Annotated in this window: 14 protein-coding genes; 8 read left to right on the top strand and 6 right to left on the bottom strand. The window is 73.0% G+C overall.

What is annotated here, in order from left to right:
- The first annotated feature begins 531 nt into the window (after positions 1–531).
- Positions 532–3,201, top strand: coding sequence for an alpha-glucan family phosphorylase (gene glgP / locus ACIRRU_RS01380; protein WP_403674700.1), 2,670 nt, complete (start codon positions 532–534; stop codon positions 3,199–3,201).
- Between the two features lie 112 nt (positions 3,202–3,313).
- On the opposite strand, the gene ACIRRU_RS01375 is transcribed toward glgP, so the two are convergent.
- The gene (locus tag ACIRRU_RS01375; RefSeq protein ID WP_403674697.1) at positions 3,314–5,344 is read right to left on the bottom strand and encodes a M4 family metallopeptidase; all 2,031 of its coding nucleotides are present in this window, start codon (positions 5,342–5,344) and stop codon (positions 3,314–3,316) included.
- Between the two features lie 665 nt (positions 5,345–6,009).
- Between ACIRRU_RS01375 and ACIRRU_RS01370 the strand changes: the two genes are divergently transcribed.
- Positions 6,010–7,035, top strand: a complete 1,026-nt coding sequence (locus ACIRRU_RS01370; RefSeq protein WP_403674695.1) for an LPXTG cell wall anchor domain-containing protein — start codon at positions 6,010–6,012, stop codon at positions 7,033–7,035.
- 68 nt (positions 7,036–7,103) lie between these two features.
- Here ACIRRU_RS01370 and ACIRRU_RS01365 read toward each other — a convergent pair whose 3' ends face one another.
- The 3 genes from ACIRRU_RS01365 to glgX form a co-directional block, all read right to left on the bottom strand.
- Entirely contained in the window at positions 7,104–8,984 is a 1,881-nt protein-coding gene (locus tag ACIRRU_RS01365; protein ID WP_403674693.1) for an ABC transporter ATP-binding protein, read from the bottom strand.
- Positions 8,981–10,900 (bottom strand): ABC transporter ATP-binding protein, encoded by a 1,920-nt coding sequence (locus ACIRRU_RS01360; RefSeq protein ID WP_403674690.1) that lies wholly within the window; start codon positions 10,898–10,900, stop codon positions 8,981–8,983. The genes ACIRRU_RS01365 and ACIRRU_RS01360 overlap by 4 nt, the downstream gene beginning before the upstream one ends.
- Positions 10,901–11,029: 129 nt before the next feature.
- On the bottom strand, positions 11,030–13,321 hold the full coding sequence (gene glgX, locus ACIRRU_RS01355) for a glycogen debranching protein GlgX (protein ID WP_403674688.1): 2,292 nt from the start codon (positions 13,319–13,321) through the stop codon (positions 11,030–11,032).
- A gap of 154 nt (positions 13,322–13,475) precedes the next feature.
- Between glgX and ACIRRU_RS01350 the strand changes: the two genes are divergently transcribed.
- The 6 genes from ACIRRU_RS01350 (at position 13,476) to ACIRRU_RS01325 (ending at position 19,441) form a co-directional block, all read left to right on the top strand.
- Complete coding sequence (locus ACIRRU_RS01350) at positions 13,476–14,717, top strand: Ig-like domain-containing protein (protein WP_403674686.1); 1,242 nt, start codon at positions 13,476–13,478, stop codon at positions 14,715–14,717.
- A 197-nt stretch (positions 14,718–14,914) separates the two neighbouring features.
- A complete protein-coding gene (locus ACIRRU_RS01345; protein ID WP_403674683.1) occupies positions 14,915–16,162 on the top strand; it encodes an Ig-like domain-containing protein in 1,248 nt (415 codons plus the stop codon).
- 90 nt (positions 16,163–16,252) lie between these two features.
- Entirely contained in the window at positions 16,253–17,020 is a 768-nt protein-coding gene (locus ACIRRU_RS01340; RefSeq protein ID WP_363200768.1) for an enoyl-CoA hydratase-related protein, read from the top strand.
- Between the two features lie 362 nt (positions 17,021–17,382).
- Entirely contained in the window at positions 17,383–17,898 is a 516-nt protein-coding gene (locus ACIRRU_RS01335) for an ATP-binding protein (RefSeq protein ID WP_403674680.1), read from the top strand.
- Positions 17,899–18,289: 391 nt separating this feature from the next.
- Positions 18,290–19,132 carry a polysaccharide deacetylase family protein gene (locus ACIRRU_RS01330; RefSeq protein ID WP_403674677.1) on the top strand — a complete coding sequence of 281 codons (843 nt, stop codon included), beginning with the start codon at positions 18,290–18,292 and terminating at the stop codon, positions 19,130–19,132.
- Between the two features lie 93 nt (positions 19,133–19,225).
- Complete coding sequence (locus ACIRRU_RS01325) at positions 19,226–19,441, top strand: EF-hand domain-containing protein (protein ID WP_403674674.1); 216 nt, start codon at positions 19,226–19,228, stop codon at positions 19,439–19,441.
- Positions 19,442–19,590: 149 nt separating this feature from the next.
- On the opposite strand, the gene ACIRRU_RS01320 is transcribed toward ACIRRU_RS01325, so the two are convergent.
- Together ACIRRU_RS01320 and ACIRRU_RS01315 are read right to left on the bottom strand one after the other, a co-directional pair.
- Entirely contained in the window at positions 19,591–21,087 is a 1,497-nt protein-coding gene (locus ACIRRU_RS01320; protein WP_403674672.1) for a carboxylesterase/lipase family protein, read from the bottom strand.
- Positions 21,088–21,252: 165 nt separating this feature from the next.
- A complete protein-coding gene (locus tag ACIRRU_RS01315; RefSeq protein ID WP_403674670.1) occupies positions 21,253–22,260 on the bottom strand; it encodes a terpene synthase family protein in 1,008 nt (335 codons plus the stop codon).
- Positions 22,261–22,505 lie beyond the last annotated feature (245 nt).

The following is a 22,505-nucleotide window of genomic DNA, read 5'->3' as shown; positions in this document are numbered from 1 at the left end:
CGCGTTCACTCGAATGGCACTCGAATGGATGGGTCGCGGGGGTTTCGCGCATGTTTCGGACACACGGAGAACGTGTGCGGGGCGGATCGTGCGGTGTACCGGAGAAGCCTTCCCCGCGTCCGCGGGTGGGGAATCCCGCGATTGTGTTAACTACTCGGGCGTAGCCGGTCGGCCGGGGACTCCCACGCCCGGCGCGCGCCCCGGCGGCGTACGAAGTTCCAGGCGCCCCCACAGGGTGCGGATACCCGCTCTGCGGCGCCACACGGCAGCTTTCCCTGTGGTGCGGAGATCCACAAGTCCGCGAGCGGGGGTGAATCGGCCAAACCGCCTGCTGAGCCCGGTGACGCGGGAGATCCCTGAGCCCGCTGGGGCGGCTGGGGGAGGCGTACGACCGGCCCTCCCGGACCCCGCGCGCCGTCCGCGCGCCGTGGCATACCGCCGTGGACGGCCGCTACCGTCGGGGGTGATCGAAGGGGCGCACACCGTGGTGCGTCCGCCCGGATGCGCAAGTCCCCTGTAAAGGTGGAGTACGTGAAGGCCATTCGTCGGTTCACCGTGCGCCCTGTCCTCCCCGGACCCCTGCGACCCCTCCACGACCTCGCGCGCAATCTGCGCTGGTCCTGGCATACCGAAACCCTTGAACTCTTCCGGTCCGCCGACCCCGAGGGCTGGCGGACCGCGGACGCCGACCCCGTACGCCTGCTCGGCTCGCTGTCCGCCGGGCGGCTCACCGAACTGGCCCGCGACGAGGACTACCTCGCCCGGCTCGCCGCGGCCTCCGCCGAGCTGGCGGAGTACCTCGACGGCCCCCGCTGGTACCAGGAACAGCGGGCGGCCGGAGCCGAACTCCCCTCCGCCATCGCCTACTTCTCGCCAGAATTCGGCGTCACCGCCGCGCTCCCGCAGTACAGCGGGGGTCTCGGCATCCTGGCCGGCGACCATCTCAAGGCCGCCAGCGACCTCGGCGTCCCGCTCATCGGCGTCGGGCTGCTCTACCGGCACGGCTACTTCCGCCAGACCCTCTCGCGCGAGGGCTGGCAGCAGGAGCACTATCCCGTCCTCGACCCCAACGAACTCCCCCTCGACCTGCTGCGCGAGGCCGACGGCACCCCCGCCCGGGTGGTGCTCGCCCTGCCCGGCGGGCGCTCGCTGCACGCCTGCGTCTGGCTGGCCCGGGTCGGCCGCGTCCCGCTCCTCCTGCTCGACTCCGACGTCGAGGAGAACGCCCCCGGCGAACGCGACGTCACCGACCGGCTCTACGGCGGCGGCAGCGACCACCGGCTGCTCCAGGAGATGCTGCTCGGCATCGGCGGGGTGCGGGCCGTCCGCACCTGGTGCCGCCTCACCGGCACCCCGGAGCCCGAGGTCTTCCACACCAACGAGGGCCACGCCGGTTTCCTCGGCCTGGAACGCATCCGCGAACTGGCCGCCGACGGGCTCGACTTCGAGGCCGCCCTGGAGGTGGTCCGGGCCGGGACCGTGTTCACCACCCACACCCCGGTACCCGCCGGCATAGACCGCTTCGACCGGGGCCTGGTCGCCCGCCACTTCGGCGACGACGGCGAACTGCCCGGCGTCCCCGTGGACAAGGTCCTGCGGCTCGGCACGGAGACCTACCCCGGCGGCGAGCCCGAGCTGTTCAACATGGCCGTGATGGGCCTGCGGCTCGCCCAGCGCGCCAACGGTGTCTCCACCCTGCACGGGGCGGTCAGCCGGGAGATGTTCTCCGGGCTCTGGCCGGGCTTCGACCCCGCCGAGGTGCCCATCACCTCCGTCACCAACGGCGTCCACGCCCCGACCTGGGTCGCCCCCGAGGTCTTCCGGCTCGGCGCGGGCCAGGTCGGCGAGGGCCGCGCCCACCAGGTGCTGGCGGGCGGCCCGGTGGCCGGACGGACCGCCGAGGCGAGCGGCACGCCCCGCCGCTGGGACGCGGTGTCCGGCATCGGGGACCAGGAGATCTGGGACCTGCGCCGGGACCTGCGCGGCCAGCTCGTCACCGAGGTCCGCCGCCGCCTCTACGCCTCCTGGCGCAGGCGCGGTGCGGGCACCGCCGAACTGGGCTGGATCGACGGCGTCCTCGACCCGGACGTCCTCACCATCGGCTTCGCCCGCCGCGTCCCCTCCTACAAGCGGCTCACGCTGATGCTCCGCGACCGCGACCGGCTGCGCGGGCTGCTGCTGCACCCCACGCACCCGATCCAGATCGTCGTCGCGGGCAAGGCGCACCCGGCCGACGACGGCGGCAAGCGGCTGGTGCAGGAGCTGGTGCGCTTCGCCGACGACCCGCGGGTGCGCCACCGCATCGTCTTCCTGCCCGACTACGGCATGGGCATGGCCCAGAAGCTCTACCCGGGCTGCGACGTCTGGCTCAACAACCCGCTGCGCCCGCTGGAGGCGTGCGGCACCAGCGGGATGAAGGCGGCGCTGAACGGCTGCCTCAACCTGTCGGTGCGCGACGGCTGGTGGGACGAGTGGTTCGACGCGGACTTCGGCTGGGAGATCCCCACCGCCGACGGTTCCGCGGTCGACGAGGACCGCCGCGACGAGCTGGAGTCGAACGCGCTGTACGCCCTGATCGAGGACCGGGTCGCCCCGCGCTTCTACGACCGGGGCGCCGAGGGGCTGCCGGACCGGTGGATCGAGATGGTCCGCTCGACCCTGGTCAACCTGGGACCGAAGGTGCTCGCGGGCCGGATGGTGCGGGAGTACGTGGAGCGCCTCTACACCCCGGCCGCCCGGTCCCGCCGGGCCCTGGCGCCCGGGGCGGCCCGGGACCTCGCTGACTGGAAGGCCCGGGTGAGGGCCGCCTGGCCGGGGGTCTCGGTGGACCATGTGGAGACGGTCACCGGGGACGCGGAGGGCGGGTCGGCGGAGCTGGGGGCGACCCTGGCGCTGCGGGTGCGCGTCGCGCTCGGCGGGCTCGACCCGGACGACGTGGAGGTGCAGGTGGTCGCGGGCCGGGTCGACTCCGGCGACGCCATCGCGGAGGCCCAGACCTTCCCGCTGAAGCCGGCGGGCGGCCACGACCTGGAGGGCCGCTGGCTGTACGAGGGCCCGCTGACCCTGGACCGTACCGGGCCCTACGGCTACACCGTGCGGGTCCTGCCCGCCCACGAACGCCTCGCGTCCGCCGCCGAACTGGGCCTGGTCGCGCTGCCGACCGAGGCGACGGGGGAGGGCGCGGGCGTGCTGATGCGCTGAGCGCGCCCCGTACGCGGCACGGCGAACGGCCCGGAGGGGGCGAATCCCTCCGGGCCGTTCGGTCGTCCGTGGTGCGGGTCCGCCCCGCCCGGTGCCGGGCGGGCCGGTACGGTCAGAAGGTGAGCTTGAAGGCGTTGATCCGGCCGGTGTCCTGGCGTGCCACGTCCTGGACCCGCAGCTTCCAGACTCCGTTGGCCACCTTGGACGAGGCGTTGACCGTGTAGGTCGTCACCACGTTGTCCGCGGAGTCGCCTGAGGAGGAGTTCTTCAGCCGGAAGGTGCCGCCGTCCGGGGCCACCAGGTCGATGACCAGGTCACCGCGGTAGGTGTGGGTGATGTCCACGTCCGCCTTGAGCGTGCTCGGGGCGTTGCCCGCCACGCCGGAGACGGTGACCGAGCTGGTGACCGCCGCGCCCGCGTCCGGGATCGTCACCGCGGTCCTGTTCTCGAAGACCTTGCCGCCGGGGTCGCCGCCGCCGGGGCGGGTGCCGACGTTGATGCCCGCCCAGGCGTTCGCCACGGCCGCGTACTCGGGGCTGGTGGCACCGTACAGCTCACCGGCGACCGCGAGCGTGCCGGTGCGGGCGGCGGCGTAGTTGGTCGTCGAGGTGAACTTGGTGGTGAGCGCCTTGAACCAGATCTGCAGCGCCTTGTCCCGGCCGATGCCGGTCACCGGGAGCCCGTCGGAGGTCGGCGAGTCGTAGTTGACGCCGTTGACGGTCTTGGCGCCGCTGCCCTCGGAGAGCAGGTAGAACCAGTGGTTCGCCGGGCCCGAGGAGTAGTGGACGTCGACGTTGCCGATGCCCGAGTACCAGTAGTCCTTGGACGAGCCGTCCTTCGAGGGCTTGTCCATGTAGCGCAGCGGCGTGCCGTCGCCGTTGATGTCGATCTTCTCGCCGACCAGGTAGTCGCCCGGGTCCTGGGTGGTGTTGGAGTAGAACTCCACGCCCGCGGCGAAGATGTCGGAGGTGGCCTCGTTGAGTCCGCCGGACTCGCCGCTGTAGACGAGCTTGGCCGTGACCGAGGTCAGGCCGTGCGTCATCTCGTGGGCGGCCACGTCGAGCGAGGTCAGCGGCTTGACGTTGCCGCTGCCGTCGCCGTACGTCATGCAGAAGCAGCTGTCCTGCCAGAACGCGTTGACGTAGTTGTTGCCGTAGTGGACGCGGGAGTACGCGCCGACGCCGTCACCGCGGATGCCGGAGCGGCCGTGCACGTTCTTGTAGTAGTCCCACGTCTCGGCCGCGCCGTAGTGGGCGTCCGCGCCGGCCGTCTCGGCGTTCTGCGGAGTGCCGTCGCCCCAGATGTCGTCCGGTCCGGAGAACAGCGTGCCGGTGCCGGAGGTGCCCCGGTTCAGGTTGTACGTCTTGTGGTTGCCGCGCGTGGTGTCGGTCAGGGTGTACGAGGGCGCGGTGCCCAGGGTGACCTGGCCGTTGTACTGCGTGTTGCCCGTGCCGTTGTGGACGGCCTGCCACTCGTACAGCTTCTCGCCCGAGGTGGCGTCGGTGAGCACGTGCAGCTCGTTCGGGGTGCCGTCGTGCTGGAGTCCGCCGACCACGGTCTCGTACGCGAGCCGCGGGGAGCCGCCGCCCAGCCAGACCACCTTGCGCGGGGCGTTCTCCGCCTTCCCGGCCTTCGACCCCTCGGCCCTGGCCGCGCCGAGCGCCTGCTTCTCGGCGGCGGCCGGGGCCACGTCGGCGGTGAGGCCGACGGCCTTCAGCTGCGCGCTGGTCGCCTTCGACGCCTTGCTGACGCCCTCGGTCCGCCCGGCGGCGGACTCCTTGACCACGAGGTCGCCGCCGAGGACGGGCAGCCCGTCGAGGGTGCGCTCGTAGCGGGTGTGCGTGGTGCCGTCCCGGTCCTGGACCACGTCACGGACCACGAGCTTCTCGGTGGACCCGAGGCCGAGTTCCTTGGCGGTGGCCGCCTTGGTGGCGTTGGCCTCACTGAGGAGTCCGGCGCGCTGGGCGGGGGAGAGCTTGGCGGGCAGGGCGCCCGGGTCGGCCTTCGTGCCGACGGTGATCCCGCCGGCGGAGGCGGGGGCGGACCCGGCGGCGGTCCCGGACGGGACGGTGACGGCGAGCAGGGCCGCCGCGGCTATCAGAGCGCCGGTCGCGGTGGTGCGACGGCTGGGCGTGGATCTCACGCGGACTCCTTCTGCGAGGGGGGTACCGGCGGCGCTGGATGAGCCGTCCGGACGGTGCAGGCGGTGCGCGGAACGGGGTGAAGAGTGTCAGCAGATGCCCGCACCTGTCAGGAGCGCGTCAATAACTTGGCCGATTCTCGTTCGTTGCTCAGAAGGTCATGTTCGTTAAGCGGACGTTTCGCCGATCATTGCCGGGATGTTTCCTGGCGCCGGGAACGCCTGTGTTCACAGGGTGGTCACAGGTTTCCCGCGCCGCGGTCACGTCAGGGTCACCACGCGGGAGGCGGGTGATGGCCGACGGTCGGGGCGGTGTCGGGTTCTGGCCAGATCCGCGCACGGAATCCGCCCCCCCGCCCCGCCCCGCCCCGCCTCTCCGCCCCGCCCCTCCGGCCCTCTGCTCCGGTACGCGTGCGGCTGCCCGCCGCAGTCCGGACCGCTGGTGCCCTCGCGGTCGGCGGGTCCGCGGGAGGCGGGCGGGCCCGCCTCCCGCTCGCGCTGTGCCGCACGTCACACCGTGCGGCGGTGATCGGGGGCAACCCCGCACGATCTTCACCGGTCGAACACATTGGCCTCACCCGTGTCTCCCTCCACCTCCGAACCCGGACGGCCCTCCCAGCCTTCGTGCCGCCCCGGCGGCACCCAGACGTCACCGAGGACCTCACGCCATGAAGATCCGCCGCGCCCTGGCCGTCGCCGCCGCGACCGCCGTGCTCGCCCCGGTCACGCTCCTGTCCGCCCCCGTCGCCCTTGCGACCCCCGGGCCGACGCCCGAGACCACCGAGAGCTCCCCCGCGCCGGAGGGGTCCGCGACCCCTCCCGCCCCCGAGGGCACCGAGACGTCTCCCGCGCCCGAGGCCACCGCGACCTCCCCGGCGCCCGAGCAGGGCTCGACCTCCCCGGCGCCCGACGAGCCGGAGACCGCCCCGTCCCCCTCGGCCACCACGTCCGCGACCTCACCGGCCCCCTCGCCCTCCAGCACCTCGCCCGAGGACATCTGCGACGGCGACGAGGCCCCCGACGTCGACGAGAACCTGCGGACCTCGCTCTCCGGGCTGCCCGCCAAGGTCGTCGCGGGCAGCGGATTCCACGCGTTCAAGCTGAACGTCACCAACAAGGGCGACCAGGCCTACGACCGCGTCGACGTCGGCGTCTTCGCCGCCAAGATCGACGACAAGACCTGGAACGACTCCAGCGGCCAGCTCACGCTCCAGTTCAAGGACCCGGAGACGGGCGCCTGGACGGACATCGTCCTCGACGAGGAGAACGAGGCCTCCGGCTACCTCGGCTACACCGCGGTCCGGGCCAAGGAGTCCTTCTCCGTCGACCTGCGGGTCAGCGTCGACAAGAAGTCCCCCGCGGGCTCCGCCTTCGTCCTCACCGCCGCCGTCTACGCCGACGCCGACGGCGGCTGCACCCTCGCCGACAGCGCGGGATTCTACGAGTTCGCCGTCCTCGCCGCGGGCGCCGAGGCGGACGGCCCGAACGAGGCCGAGCCCCAGGAGGACGGCAGGAAGCCGCTGCCGGTCAAGCCCGAGGGCGACACCCCGATCAAGCCCGAGGGCACCCTCGCCCAGACCGGCTCGGACTCCCGCCTGCCGCTCATCGCGACCATCGGCGGGGTGGCCGTCCTCGCCGGCGCCGGCGTCGTCTTCACCCTCGGCCGCCGCCGCAAGGGCGACGCGACCGCCTGACGCGCGGTGACCGCGAAGTGGTGCCGCCCGCAGGGCGGCACCCCTTCTCCACGGTCCGACAGCAGACGTCAGACCAGGCTGTCCCGCCACGTCCGGTGCAGCCCCGCGAACCGGCCCGTGCCGCCGATCAGTTCGGCGGGGGAGCCGTCCTCCACGATCCGGCCGTACTCCATCACCAGCACCCGGTCCGCGATCTCCACCGTGGAGAGCCGGTGGGCGATCACCACCGCCGTGCGGCCGTGCAGCACCGTGTCCATGGCCCGCTGCACCGCCCGCTCACCGGGGATGTCCAGGGAGCTGGTCGCTTCGTCCAGGATCAGCACCGACGGGTTCGCCAGCAGGGCGCGGGCGAAGGCCACCAACTGCCGCTGGCCCGCCGAGATCCGGCCGCCCCGCTTGCGTACGTCGGTGTCGTACCCGTCGGGCAGGGCGGCGATGAAGTCGTGCGCCCCGATCGCCTTCGCGGCGTGCTCGATCTCCTCGCGGGTGGCGTCCGGGCGGCCGATCGCGATGTTCTCCGCGACCGTCCCGGAGAACAGGAACGCCTCCTGCGTCACCATCACCACACCCCGCCGCAGCTCCGGCGTGTCCAGGTCGCGCAGGTCCACCCCGTCCAGCAGGACCCGGCCCTCGGTCGGGTCGTAGAACCGGGCCAGCAGCTTGGCCAGCGTCGACTTGCCCGCGCCCGTGGAGCCGACCACCGCCACCGTGCGGCCCGCCGCGATCCGCAGGTCGAACGTCGGCAGCACCTCGCCGCCCGTACGGTAGGCGAACCGCACCCCGTCGAACGTGACGTCCCGGCCCGGGTGTTCGCCGGAGCGGGGCGGCAGCTCCTTCGGGTCCACGGCCTCCGGCACCGTCGGCGTCTGGGCCAGCAGCCCGGCGATCTTCGTCAGCGAGGCCGCCGCCGACTCGTAGTAGTTGAGGAACATCCCCAGCCGGTCGATCGGGTCGTACAGCCGCCGCAGATACAGCACCGCCGCCGCCAGCACCCCCAGCGCCAGCGTCCCCTCGGCCACCCGGTAGGCGCCCCACAGCACCATGCTCGCCACCGCCGTGTTCGCGATCAGCCGGGAGCCGACGACATAGCGGGCCATCTCCAGGATCGCGTCGCCGTTGGCCCGCTCGTGCCGGGTGTTCAGCCCGGTGAACCCGGCGTCGTTGCTCCGCTCCCGGCGGAACGCCTGGACCGGGCGGATGCCGTTCATCGTCTCCGCGAACTTCACGATCACCGCCGCGATCGCCGTCGACCGGGCCGCGAACGCGACGGACGCCCGCCGCCGGTACATCCGGACCATCAGATACAGCGGTACGAAGGAGAGCGTCGCGATCGCCCCGATCCCCAGGTCCAGCCAGAGCAGCACCAGCGCGATCGACACGAACGAGAGGACCACGCCGATCAGCTCCTGGAGCCCCTCGCTCAGCAGCTCCCGCAGCGACTCCACGTCCGTCGTGGAGCGCGAGATCAGCCGCCCCGAGGTGTAGCGCTCGTGGAAGTCGACGCTCAGCGCCTGGGCGTGCCGGAAGATCCGGCCGCGCAGATCCAGCAGCACGTTCTGGTTGATCCGGGCGGCCGCCCGGATGAAGCCGTACTGGAGGACGCCCGCGGCGGCCGCGCAGAGCGCGAAGCCCACCGCGACCGCGATCAGCGGCCCGTAGTCGTGGTCCCGGAACGCCGGGACCCCGCGGTCGATCGCGTACGCCACCAGCAGCGGGCCCGCCTGCACCGCCGCCTGCTGGCCGACCAGCAGCAGCGCCGCCACCGCGACCCGGCCGCGCATCGGCGCCAGCAGCGAGAACAGCAGCGCCCTGGTCGCCCCGGGCGCGGCGGGCAGGTCGTCCTGGTCGAACGGGTCGTCGGCGCGCCGGCGCACGGCTTCGGCCGGGGCCTTCGCCGGGCCGTCGTCCTCGGCCGCGGGGAGCGAGGCGTCGTCGGTGGTCGTGGTCATCGGGCACTGCCCTCCTCGGCGGGGATCTGCTCGGCGGGGACGCGCCCCGGTCCGGCGGGCGGCCGCCGGTCGCGTACGGGAGCGGGCGGCCCGCCGTCGCCCGGTGGCGGGCCGTCCGCGTCGTCGTGCCGAGACGGGCCGTCCGCGTCGTCCGCCGCCGCGCCCGACATCAGCCAGGCGTACTCCGCGTTGCCGCGCAGCAGCTCCTGATGGGTGCCCACCGCGGTGATCCGGCCCCCGGACAGCAGCGCCACCCGGTCCGCCAGCATCACCGTGGACGGGCGGTGCGCCACGACCACCGCGGTGGTGTGCTCCAGGACCCGCCGCAGCGCCGCCTCCACCAGCGTCTCCGTGTGCACGTCCAGCGCGGAGAGCGGGTCGTCCAGGATCAGGAAGCGCGGCTCGCCGACCACCGCGCGGGCCAGCGCGAGACGCTGGCGCTGGCCGCCGGAGAGGCTCAGGCCCTGCTCGCCGACCTCGGTGTCCAGGCCCAGCGGCAGGTCGTGCACGAAGTCCGCCTGCGCCACCGACAGCGCCCGGCGCACCTGGGCCTCGTCCGCGTCGGCCGCGCCCATCCGGACGTTCGCGCCGACGGTCGCGGAGAACAGCGTCGGCTCCTCGAACGCCACCGCCACCAGCTCCCGCAGCCGCGAGCGCTCCATCGTGGCGATGTCCTCGCCGTCCAGCGTGATCCGCCCCCCGGTCACCTCGTGCAGCCGGGGCACCAGCGCGGTGAGTGTCGTCTTGCCGGAGCCCGTACCGCCGACCAGCGCCAGGGTCTCGCCGGGGCGCACCCGCAGATCGATCCGGGCGAGCGTGGGCGGGGAGCCGGGATCCGCGTCCGGATAGCGGAACTCGACGCCCTCGAAGACCAGTCCGGGGGCGGCGGCCCGCGCGTCGTCCCGGGCGGCGGCGGCCCCGGGCTCCTCCGCCACGTCCATCACCTCGAAGTAGCGGTCCGTGGCCGTCGCCGCCTCCTGGCTCATCGCCAGCAGGAAGCCGATCGACTCCACCGGCCAGCGCAGCGCGAGCGCCGTCGACAGGAACGCCACCAGCGTGCCCGCCGACAGCGACCCGTCCGCGACCTGGACCGTCCCGAGCACCAGGGCTGCCCCGATCGCCAGCTCCGGGATGGTGGTGATCAGCGCCCAGATCCCGGCGAGCAGCCGCGCCTTGCCCAGCTCGGTGGTGCGCACCCGCTGCGACAGCGCCCGGAACGCGCGGGCCTGGCTGCGGTGGCGGCCGAAGCCCTTGACGATGCGGATGCCGAGGACGCTCTCCTCGACGACCGTGGTCAGGTCGCCGACCTGGTCCTGGGCCCGGCGCGCGACCACCGAGTACTTCGTCTCGAACAGCGAGCACAGGATGATCAGCGGGACGGCCGGGGCCAGCAGCACCAGCCCCAGCGTCCAGTCCTGGGCGAACAACAGGACGAAGCCGATCAGGATCGTCGCCCCGTTGACGAACAGGAAGGTCAGCGGGAAGGCCAGGAACATCCGCAGCAGGCTCAGGTCCGTCGTGCCGCGCGACAGCAGCTGACCCGAGGCCCAGCGGTCGTGGAAGGCGACCGGCAGCCGTTGCAGATGGCGGAAGAGGTCGAACCGCATGGCCGCCTCGACCCCGGCCAGCGGGCGCGCCACCAGCCACCGCCGGAAGCCGAACAGCACCGCCTCGGCGATGCCGAGCAGCAGCAGATACAGCGCCCCCAGCCACACCCCGCCCGGATCGCGGTCGGCCACCGGGCCGTCCACCATCCACTTCAGCACCAGCGGGATCACCAGGCTCAGGCTGGAGGCCAGAACCGCCACGCAGGCGGCGGTGAACAGACGCACCCGCACGGGTCGGACATAGGGCCACAGGCGCAGGAGGGAGCGCACGGCGGACCGGTCCGTGTGCTCAGCGGGCTTTTCGGGCATCAGGATCGACCCTACGTTTCACCACTGACATCGGTCCTGTGGTTTTCCAGCCTCACCCGATGCCCGATGCCCGTCGGCTGTTGCCCGATGCCCGTCGGCTGTTGCCCGCCGCCCGACGCCGGGGGGCCGCTACTCCACCACCCGCAGCAGCAGCACCGAACGGGCGGGCACCGTCACCTCCGTACCGCCCTCGACCACGGTGCCCGGGGCCTCCGCCTGCTCCTCCCGCGAGGTGTCCAGGACCAGTTCGTACCGGACCGCCCACGGGGCCCCCGGCAGCGCGAAGGGCGTCGGCTCCGCACCCGCGTGCAGCACCGCCAGGAAGCTGTCGTCGGTGACCGGCTCCCCGCGCGCGTCCCGCCCGGGGATGTCCCGGCCCGAGAGGTAGAGCCCGAGTGTGGCGGCGGGGGCGTACCAGTCGCCCTCCGTCATCTCCCGCCCGTCCCGGGTGAACCAGGCCAGGTCGCGCAGTCCGTCCGGGGCCTGCGCCCGCCCGGCGAAGAACGCCCGCCGCCGCAGCACCGGATGCGACTGACGCAGCCTCAGCACCCGGGCGGTCAGCGCGGTCAGCTCCCGCCACCGGGGCTGCTCCAGCAGCGACCAGTCCACCCAGCCGGTCTCGTTGTCCTGGCAGTAGGCGTTGTTGTTGCCGCCCTGCGTGCGGCCCATCTCGTCGCCCGCGGTCAGCATCGGCACCCCGGTGGACAGCAGCAGCGTGGTCAGCAGGTTGCGCAGCTGGCGGCGGCGCAGGGCGTTGATCTCCGCGTCGTCGCTCTCGCCCTCCGCCCCGCAGTTCCACGCCCGGTTGTCGCCCGTCCCGTCCCGGTTGCCCTCGCCGTTCGCCTCGTTGTGCTTGTGCTCGTAGGAGACCAGGTCGCGCAGGGTGAACCCGTCGTGCGCGGTGACGAAGTTGACCGAGGCGTACGGGCGCCGCCCACCCCAGGCGTACAGGTCGCTGGAGCCGGTCAGCCGGTAGCCGAGGTCCCGTACGTCGGGGAGCGCGCCGCGCCAGAAGTCCCGTACGGCGTCGCGGTAGCGGTCGTTCCACTCGGTCCACAGCGGCGGGAACGCGCCCACCTGGTAGCCGCCGCTACCGACGTCCCACGGCTCGGCGATCAGCTTGACCCGGCGCAGCACCGGGTCCTGCGCGATGACCGCGAGGAACGGGGAGAGCATGTCGACGTCGTGCATCGAGCGGGCCAGCGCCGCCGCCAGGTCGAAGCGGAAGCCGTCCACGCCCATCTCGGTGACCCAGTAGCGCAGCGAGTCGGTGATCAGCCGCAGCACCTGGGGCTGCACGACGTGCAGGGTGTTGCCGCAGCCGGTGTAGTCGGCGTAGCGGCGCGGGTCGTGCTGGAGCCGGTAGTAGCCCCGGTTGTCGATGCCGCGCAACGAGAGCGTCGGGCCCAGCTCGCCCGCCTCCGCCGTGTGGTTGTACACCACGTCGAGGATGACCTCGATCCCGGCGCCGTGCAGCGCCCGCACCATCCGCTTGAACTCCCCGACCTGCTGCCCGGCGGTGCCGGAGGCGGAGTAGTCGGCGTGCGGGGCGAAGTAGCCGATGGAGTTGTAGCCCCAGTAGTTGTGCAGTCCGCGCCGCAGCAGATGGTCCTCGTGGGCGAACTGGTGCACCGGCAGCAGCTCCACCGCGGTCACCCCGAGCCGGGTCAGGTGCTCGATCGCGGCCGGGTGCGCGAGCCCGGCGTAGGTGCCGCGCAGCGCGGGCGGGATGTCCGGGTGGAGCTTGGTGAAGCCGCGTACGTGCAGCTCGTAGATGACCGTGTCGGCCCACGGGGTCTTCGGGCGGCGGTCCTCCACCCAGTCGTCGTCATCGTGGACGACGACGCCCTTGGGGACGTACGGAGCCGAGTCCCGGTCGTCGCGCACGGTGTCGGCGACATGCTGGTCGGGCCAGTCCCGCACATGCCCGTAGACCTCCGGCGGCAGACCGAAGGTGCCGTCGACCGCGCGGGCGTACGGGTCCAGCAGCAGCTTGGCCGCGTTCCAGCGGGCCCCGGTCCACGGGTCCCAGCGGCCGTGCACCCGGTAGCCGTAGCGCCGGCCCGGCCGCACCCCGGGGACGAAGCCGTGCCAGATCTCGTGCGTCAGCTCGGTCAGCGGGCAGCGCGTCTCGACGCCCCGCTCGTCGAACAGGCACAGCTCCACCGCCTCGGCCCCGCCCGCCCACAGCGCGAAGTTGGTCCCCGCCACCCCGTCCGGGCCGACCCGGAAGCGGGCCCCCAAGGGCATCGGCGCCCCGGGCCAGACCGCGGGGGCCGGGGTCGCGGCCCGTACCGCCTCGGCGTGCTCGGTGCGCTGTGCCTCGGCGATCTCCGCCCGGACGGCGGCCACCGCGTCCGGATGCGGCACCGCCTCGCGCCCGGGGTCCTGTACTGCCTCCTGCTCGGCTGCGCTCGACACCGTGTAGCCTCCCGCGGCTCGTGGGGACGGGCACCTGCGACGGAGCGCGCGGCGTCCCGGCCGCGGCCCCCCACGGGTAGTCCTCCCCTCTGTTCTGCCCATCAGCGGGCCCGCACTCACGTTTCCCCCGACCGGCCCTGGTCGTTGGGGGAGCGTGAACCAGACAGCGAACAGCGCACGGACCCGCAGGGCCGCCGTGCCGGCCTGGGCGGCACTGCTGGCCGTGCCGGCCCTCCTGACCGGCTGCACCGACACCCCGGAGGGCCTGCTCAACGGCAAGGCGCGCTCCCCGGGCGACGTGATCGGCATCTTCCCCGAGGACGGCGCGAAGGAGGTCGACGAGGAGACCCGTATCGCGGTGAAGGTCCCCGACGGGCGGCTGGAGAGCGTCAAGGTGACGCGGATCGAGGACGCCCAGCAGCAGACCGTGGCCGGGCGCATCGCCGAGGACGGGCGCTCCTGGTCCCCCGACTCCGGCGCGGCCCGGCTCGCCCTGGCCGCGAAGTACAGCGTCGACGCGGTCGCCGTCGACGGGCAGGGCCGCCGCTCGGCCCGGCACGCCACGTTCACCACGCTGGTGCCCGAGCACCGCTTCATCGGCTACTTCAAACCGGAGAACCGGTCCACCGTGGGCACCGGCATGATCGTCTCCTTCGCCTTCAGCCGCGCGATCGCGGACCGGGCGGCGGTGGAGAGGGCCATCCGGGTGACGTCGGACCCGGCGGTGGAGGTCGTCGGCCACTGGTTCGGCAAGGACCGCCTGGACTTCCGCCCGAAGGCGTACTGGAAACCCGGCACGGAGGTCACCGTCGACATCGGACTGCGGGACGTCGAGGGGGCGCCCGGGGTCTACGGCAGCCAGGACAGGACCGTGGCCTTCACCGTCGGCCGCTCCCAGGTCTCCCGGGTCGACGCGGAGGCCAAGACCATGGAGGTACGCCGGGACGGGGAGCTGGTCAGCACGGTCCCGATCACCGCGGGCGCCCCGAAGACGACCACGTACAACGGGAAGATGGTGGTCACCGAGATGCACGAGGTGACCCGGATGGACGGCGCGACCGTCGGCTTCACGGACAAGGACGGCAAGGGGGAGTACGACATCAAGGACGTCCCCCACGCCATCCGGCTCACCACCTCGGGCACCTTCCTGCACGGCAACTACTGGGCGGACGAGTCCGTCTTCGGCGAGGAGAACGTCAGCCACGGCTGCATCGGGCTGCGCGACGCGAAGGGCGGCAGCGGCGCCACCCCGGGCGGCTGGTTCTTCGACCGGACCCTCATCGGTGACGTCGTCGAGGTGGTCAACTCCAAGGACGAGAAGGTGGCTCCGGACAACGGGCTCAGCGGCTGGAACCTGAGCTGGAAGAAGTGGAAGGCCACCTCCGCGCTGCGCTGAACGCCCGCGGCCCCCGGCCCGCCCCGGCACCCCGCGCCACCTGCACTGCTCCCCGGGCCACTTGGGACCGAACGGTGACATTCCCGGGGGAGTCCGCCCCGCCCGCGGTGTGATTGTCTGGCGACGGGTGCGCAGGTGTAGCGCGCGGGGGAGCGGGCCGCGGCGGGAGCCGGGCCCGGCGAGGGGAGACGAGCACAGTGAACGGGCAGCCGATATCGGGGGCGTCGGCCGGGGCGAGCGGGAAGCGGCACCACGGGGCGGGCCTTCGGGCCAGCGCCCTGGGGGCGCTGCTGGTGCTGCTGACGGCGTGCGGCGGCGGGGGCGGCGACACGGACAGCGGCAAGGGACCGGGCGGGGGGACGAGGGCCGAGGACACCAGCGCCTCGCAGGCGGTGGTGACCATCGCGCCGGAGGACGGCGCCACGTCGGTGGCGACCAGCGGCGTGCTGAAGGTCGGCGCCGCGCAGGGGAAGCTGACCGCGGTGAAGGTCGCCGACCCCAAGGGCAACGCGGTCGAGGGCGAGATCGCCGCCGACGGCGCGAGCTGGACGCCCGAGCGGCATCTCGCCGCCGCCACCAGGTACACGGTGCACGCGGTCGCGAAGGACGCGAAGGGCCGCGCGTCGGCCAAGGACACCGCCTTCACCACGCTGGTGCCCGCGAACACCTTCATCGGGCACTACACACCGGAGGACGGCTCCACCGTCGGGGTCGGGATGCCGGTCTCCGTCAACTTCACCCGGGGCATCACCGACCCGGACGCCGTGGAGAAGGGCATCACGGTCACGGCCGACCCGGCCGTCGAGATCGAGGGCCACTGGTTCGGCAACGACCGCCTCGACTTCCGCCCGGAGACGTACTGGAAACCGGGCACCAAGGTGACCGTCGAACTCAACCTGGACGGCGTCGAGGGGCGGCCGGGCGTCTACGGCAAGCAGGTCAGGACGGTGTCGTTCACCATCGGCCGCAGCCAGGTGTCCACCGTCGACGCCAGCAGCAAGCGGATGAAGGTCGTCCGGGACGGCGAGCAGATCAAGGACATCCCGGTCTCCGCGGGCGCCCCGGCGACGACCACGTACAACGGTCAGATGGTCATCAGCGAGAAGCACCAGGTGACCCGGATGAACGGCGACACCGTCGGCTTCGGCGGTGAGTACGACATCAAGGACGTCCCGCACGCCCTGCGGCTGTCCACCTCGGGCACCTTCCTGCACGGCAACTACTGGGGCGCGTCGTCCATCTTCGGCAGGACCAACACCAGCCACGGCTGTGTCGGTCTGCGCGATGTGCGCGGCGGTCATGACGACGGGACCCCCGCGGCCTGGTTCTACGACAACTCGCTCATCGGCGACGTGGTCGTCGTGAAGAACTCCAAGGACAAGCAGATCGCCCCGGACAACGGTCTCAACGGCTGGAACATGGACTGGGAGGAGTGGAGGAAGTAGCCCTGCTCCGCCTCCGACGACCCGGGCGGGCCCGGTGCTGTGACCGACGGCACCGGGCCCGCCGTCGTTAGCGGTGGTTAACCTCTAGCCATGACTGTGACTCTCGAAGTACGCGACGGTGTCGGCACCATCCAGCTCGACCGGCCGCCCATGAACGCGCTGGACGTCGCGATCCAGGACCGGCTGCGGGAACTGGCCGAGGAGGCGGCCCGGCGCGAGGACGTCCGCACGGTGATCCTCTACGGCGGCGAGAAGGTGTTCGCGGCGGGCGCGGACATCAAGGAGATGCGGGCGATGGACCACGCGGCGATGGTCCTGCGCTCCAAGGGCCTCCAGGACGCGTTCACCGCCGTCGCCCGCATCCCCAAGCCCGTCGTCGCCGCCGTCACCGGCTACGCCCTCGGCGGCGGCTGCGAGCTGGCACTCTGCGCCGACTTCCGGATCGCGGCGGACAACGCCAGGCTGGGCCAGCCGGAGATCCTGCTCGGGCTGATCCCCGGGGCGGGCGGTACCCAGCGCCTGGCCCGGCTGATCGGCCCGTCCCGCGCCAAGGACCTGATCTTCACCGGCCGGATGGTCAAGGCGGAGGAGGCGCTGACGCTCGGTCTGGTGGACCGGGTGGTCCCGGCGGCGGAGGTCTACGACCAGGCGCACGCCTGGGCCGCGAAGCTGGCCAAGGGCCCCGCGCTGGCGCTGCGGGCGGCCAAGGAGTCGGTGGACGCCGGACTGGAGACGGACCTCGACACCGGCCTCACCATCGAGCGGAACTGGTTCTCCGGACTCTTCGCCACCGAGGACCGCGAGCGGGGTATGCGCAGCTTCGTCGAGGAGGGTCCGGGCAAGGCCACGTTTCGCTGATGCACCGTCAGGCGACCGGTGGCCCGTGGCCGGACAGTCCGTGACCTGTAGTCGGGCATGGGGTGATCCGTAGTCAGGCACGGGGTGACGTGTAGTCAGATCGGGCGGCCGGTAGTCGGGTCGGGTGGGCCTCGCGCGGGAGGTTCATCCGTGCGAGCGGATTATCCGGGCCTTAAGGCAGCCTTAAGGCCCGGCACCCCGTCCGGCGCGACGGTCTCCGGCGGGTGAGGGGTCCTCGCAGCTCAGCGAGGCTGTCCGGGGAGCTCTCATGCCTGTGGTATATGCCGGACGCCTGGTTCGGAATGAGCCGTTCCGGGTGGTGGATTCCTCGGGAACCGCCCCGGACGCCGTTGTGTGCGGCCATGATGGTGGACATGGCGGGCCTGGAGGGTGTGGATCAGCCGCGACCGCGCAGCAGCGCGACGGCGGCACGCTGGACGTCGACCATCGATGACGAACAGGCGTTCAAGGCGCTGGAGTTGTTCGGCAATCCGACCGAGGGGGAAGTCCGGCTGCCGTCGCGCCCGGAGTCGGCGGCGACGGCCCGGCGGCTCACCTCCTGCGTGGTGCTCCGCCAGTGGGCGCTCTCGCCGCAGACCGCCGAGTACGCGGTGCTCCTCGTATCCGAACTCGTCGGCAACGCTGTCCGGCACACCGGAGCCCGCGTCTTCGGCTTACGCATGGTACGTCGGCGCGGCTGGATCCGGGCGGAGGTGCGTGACCCCTCGCGCGGGCTGCCGTGTCTGATGCCGGTGCGCGACATGGACGTCAGCGGCCGGGGCCTCTTCCTCGTCGACAAACTCTCCGACCGGTGGGGCGTGGACCTGCTGCCGCGCGGCAAGACCACCTGGTTCGAGATGCGGATCTCCGACCGCTGACGCTCCCGTCCCGGGCGGGGGCGCGGGCACACGCAGAAGCCCCCGGTCGGCCGGGGTGCGGCGCTGCGGGGGCTTCTGCGGGGGCCGCGCCGAGGGGGTGGTCGCGCGGCCGTACGGGACGACCTGAGCCGGGTCGGAGGAGGTCGTGGCTCCGACTATGGCAGACGGGGGACCTCGGTGCCAAAGCGTCATTCCGCTAAATTTGCCTATCAATCGGGCATATCGTAGGTGAATCGCAGGTGTGCTCGGTCACTCGCCTGGCTTTCCGCGCATCGCTATGGGTGCGCGTGAATGATTCATAGACCATTCAGACAATCGATCAATCGCCGTATTCCGCCCTTCTCGCTCCTACTGTGTCCCGGGGGATCCGTGGAACGCGAGGTGGTCGGGCATGGACGGACACAGGGCGTCGGTGCGCCGTCGCGAGGCGCTGGGCGCCGGGGCCGGGCTGCTCGCGGCCACCGCCCTCACCGCAGGGTGCGGCCGGGCGAGCGGCGGCCGGGCCGGGCCCGACGGCGTGCCCGGCGCGACCGGGGCGCCCTCCGGGGCCCTCTCCTCGCCCGGTCACCGGCCCCCGGCCGGCCCCGCCGCCCCGCGCCGCTTCCCCGGGCAGCCCGCGCAGATCGTCCACGGCCCCCGCGACCGGCCCCGGATCGCCCTCACCTTCGACGGGCACGGCGACCCGGACGTCGCCCGCGCCGCGCTCGACCGGATCGAACAGGCCGGGGCCCGCGTCACGGTCCTCGCCGTCGGCAGCTGGCTCGCCCGGTATCCCGGCATGGCCCGCCGCGTCCTCGACGGCGGCCACGAACTCGGCAACCACACCGAGCACCACCTGGACCTCGCGGCGCTGGACGAGGACGCGGCGTACGAGGAGATCGCCGCGTGCGCCCGGCGGCTGCGCCGCCTCACCGGCTCCATCGGCACCTGGTTCCGCCCCTCGCCCACCCCCTACGCCTCCGCGCGCGTGCAGCGCCTCGCCCGGCGGGCGGGCTACCCCCATGTCCTCGCCTGCGACGTGGAGTCGCTCGACCACGAGGCCACCCGCGTCGCGGCCGTCACCCGCAAGGTCGCGGGCGAGCTGCGCAACGGCTCGGTGGTCGGGATGAGCCTCGGCCGCCCGGTCACCGCCGCCGCGCTGCCGCTGCTCCTCGCCGAGATCGGCCGCCGGGGACTGCACGCGGTGACGGCCACCGAACTGCTCAGCCGACCCGCTTCCCGGCCGCACCCGTAGCCGCTCCGCACCCGTCGCCCGGCCGCCGCCGAGGGCACCCGGGCGGCCCGATAATCTGACCCCGACATCCGGTATCACGAAGGGGCGGAAACAGTGGCGGACATCGAGTCGGCGCGCACGGTATTCGAGAGGTTCGACGCGAACGGCGACGGCCTCATCACGGCGGCCGAGTACAAGAGCGCGATGGCCCAGCTGGGCGACCCGTTCGTCACCGAGACGGTGGCGCAGGCGGTCATCAACGCCCACGACGGCAACGGCGACGGTCTGCTCACCTTCGACGAGTTCTGGGCCGCGCAGAACAAGGCGTGAGTCCCGGGCGGCGCCCCGGAACCGGCCCGCGGGCCTCGGGCGCCGCCGGTACGTCCGGGGGTCCGCCTCCGGCGGCTCGCGGGCGGCCCGCGCACCGCGCGCGGCCGACCGGCTTTCCGCCATCCGGCGAGGAGCGGGCCGCGCGGGCCTCAGGTCCGCGCCGACCGGTACGGCTCCCAGCCCCGCAGTTCGTCGTCGCGCGGGGCCAGGACGAGGGCCGGTCCCGCCGGGCCGAAGAGCCGCACCGGCCGTGATGTGTCCCACGAGGGCCAGCCCGGGTCGCCCGTCGCCGCGAACTCCACCCACGCCCGGTGCATCGCGTCCGCCAGTTCCTGCGGGGCGTCCGGGCCGGTCAGGGCGACCGTGTCGGGGTGGGCGAGCGTGTCGAAGACGAAACCCAGCTCCAGCGCGTGACAGGCCCCCAGCCGTTGTACGGGGGAGGGCCAGCCGAACTCGTAGACGTAACTGGCCCCCGGCGCCCCGGCCCGCGCGTCGGCCAGCCGGTTCAGCGGCACCCGCAGCAGCAGGTCCGTCGCGAGAGCGCCCAGGATCTCGCCCGGGGTGGCGTCCGGCCGGTTGGCCCGGTAGGTGCGGGCGGTGGCGTTCGGGATCCTGAACTTCAGCAGGGCCAGGCGGAGTTTCAGGCGGCCGACGCGCTCCGTCAGACCGCCGGGGACGAACCAGAGCCGGTACTCCTCGGTGGTGGCCCCCACCAGCAGGTCCACCTCCGCGGCCGCCCCCGAACGCAGCGCCTCGGCCGGGTCCCGGGGCAGCAGCTCGCCGTCCACCACGAGTTGGAAGGAGGTGCGGCCGGTCAGCGGGTCCCCGCCGCCGGTCACCTCGGTCTGCGCGGTCAGCAGCGCCTCCGGGTCCACGGCGGCGAACGCGGCGGCCGTGGCGGGCACGCCGAGCCGCTTCGCGATCAGCCCGGTCGTCCCCCGCGCCGCCTCCGGAGCCACCGCGGCGGGCACCCCGCTCTGGAGGACCGCCCGCCGGAACAGCCCCGCCGCCCGGGGCGCGGCCAGCAGGGCGGCGACGCTCACCGCCCCCGCCGACTCCCCGGCCACCGTCACCCGGTCCGGGTCGCCGCCGAACGCCGCGATGTTGTCGCGCACCCAGGCGAGAGCGGCCAGCTGGTCCAGCAGCCCCCGGTTGGCGGGCGCGTCCGGGAACACCCCGAAGCCCTCCACGCCCAGGCGGTAGTTGACCGAGACCAGCACCACCCCGTCCCGGGCGAACGCCGTCCCGTCGTACACCGGCACCGCCGATGAGCCGTGCAGCAGCGAACCCCCGTGGATCCACACCAGGACCGGGAGCCCGGCCGGATCCGGCTTCGGCGAGGGCGTCCACACATTCAGGTTCAGGCACCCCTCGCCCGGGACCGCCGGGTCCGGCAGCAGCCGGTCCAGCGGCGGGGCGTAGGGCCGTTTGGGCGCCGTCGGCCCGTACGCGAGCGCGTCGCGCACCCCCGTCCACGGCTCCGGCGGCCCCGGCGCGCGGAACCTGCGGGCGCCGACCGGCGGAGCCGCGTACGGGATGCCCCGGAAGACCGCGACCCCCCGCTCCACCGCACCGCGCACGACCCCGTACGCCGTCGGCACCCGCACGTGCTTCACCCGCGCCGCTGTCACCCGTCCGTCCGTCACGCGCCGCACCCTCCCGTCAGGTCCACCGTCACCGCCCTCTCGCCGCCGGCACAGACGTATGCCTGCCCCGAAGCGGCCGCCCGCGACACCCCCAGGTCCCCCATGTCCCCCGAGAGCCCGTCGGTGCGGTCAGTGCCGTCAGTGCCGTCAGTGCCGTCAGTGGTGTTAGGCGGCGAAGAACTGGGACAGGGATTCCCGCTCGTCCCGTTCCGCCAGGTCCGGGCGGGTGTAGCGCTCGGCGCGCGCGTGGTAGTCGAAGTCACCCCGCACGAGCCCCCGGTAGTCCCGTACGCAGCGCTCCAGGGCCGTCCGGGTGGCGCCGGTGATGTCCGCCGCGTCCATCTCCTCGATCAGTTCCGTCTCGGCCCGGCGTACCCGCTCGGCTATCCGGGCCAGTTGGATTCCGGCCTCGTCGACGGCCTCCTGGAGCGTGCAGCCCCGGTCGCGCTGGATGAGCCGCACGGCGTTGTGCTCGTAGCCCAGGGCCGCCTCCTTCTCGAACGAGCAGATGTCGTTGCAGAGGCCGGAGTGATCGGTCACCGCGTTCCGCAGGGCGATGTACGCGGGGAGGCTGCGGGCGGAGTCGGGGAGGTCGATCCCGGCGGTGATCTCGTGCAGGTCCAGGAACGGCTGCATGGCCACCGAGTCCCGCCGGTGCTTGGCGAACTCGGCCCGGCTCGGCACCTGCCCGGCCGCCCGCTCGACGGCTTCGGCGTAGTACGTCCACAGCCAGGCGGCGGTGTCCCGGCGGAACTGCCGGTTCCACTGCGGCGACCGGCCCCGGCAGGTGCGGTCCCGGAGCCCGGCGAGGGCCCGCTCCATCGGGACGTCCGGCTCGGCCCCGTCGAAGACGTCGACCAGGCGGGCGATCGCCGTCCCGCACATCCGCGGATCGCGTCCGGCCGGTCCGTCGTCGAACTCGTCGTCCACCAGGAAGGCCCAGAACAGCCACTGGCAGAAGAGGTCGAGATCCTGCTGGGAGGCGTTCGGGAAGATGAGGGATATCCACAGTTCGGGGCGGGTCCGGATCATCTTCTTCCGCGCCGGAACGGAGAGATTCAGCTCTTGTGTCCCGGCCCATTCCCAGGCGGCTTCCCGGGTTTTCGCCAGGCCCGGATGGCATCCGGCGCTCTCGAACGGCATGTGGAACGCGGGTAAGGTTATCTGGCTCATTTGCTGCCCCTCGTCAAGAGCGGGAGACGGACGATGCGAACGGCATATTCCACGGGTCCATGCGGGAAGCGGCCGGTGGGAGGCGGTCGCGTCACCTTGTGTGATCCCTAGTCAACCCCGTGTCGAGGCGCCGGGGGAAGGCCGTTCGTGACCGAATTTGCGTGATCGAGGTGAATTACCTGCGCGTTACTGGGCAATTGATGAGCTTCTGAGACTGAACGCAGTTCCTGTGATGCCTGGGTTCT

It is taken from the genome of Streptomyces sp. NPDC101181 (assembly GCF_044767975.1).
In the GTDB taxonomy this organism is placed as follows: domain Bacteria; phylum Actinomycetota; class Actinomycetes; order Streptomycetales; family Streptomycetaceae; genus Streptomyces.
Note: the sequence above shows the minus strand (reverse complement) of the source record. Positions and strands in the feature narration are given on the sequence as shown.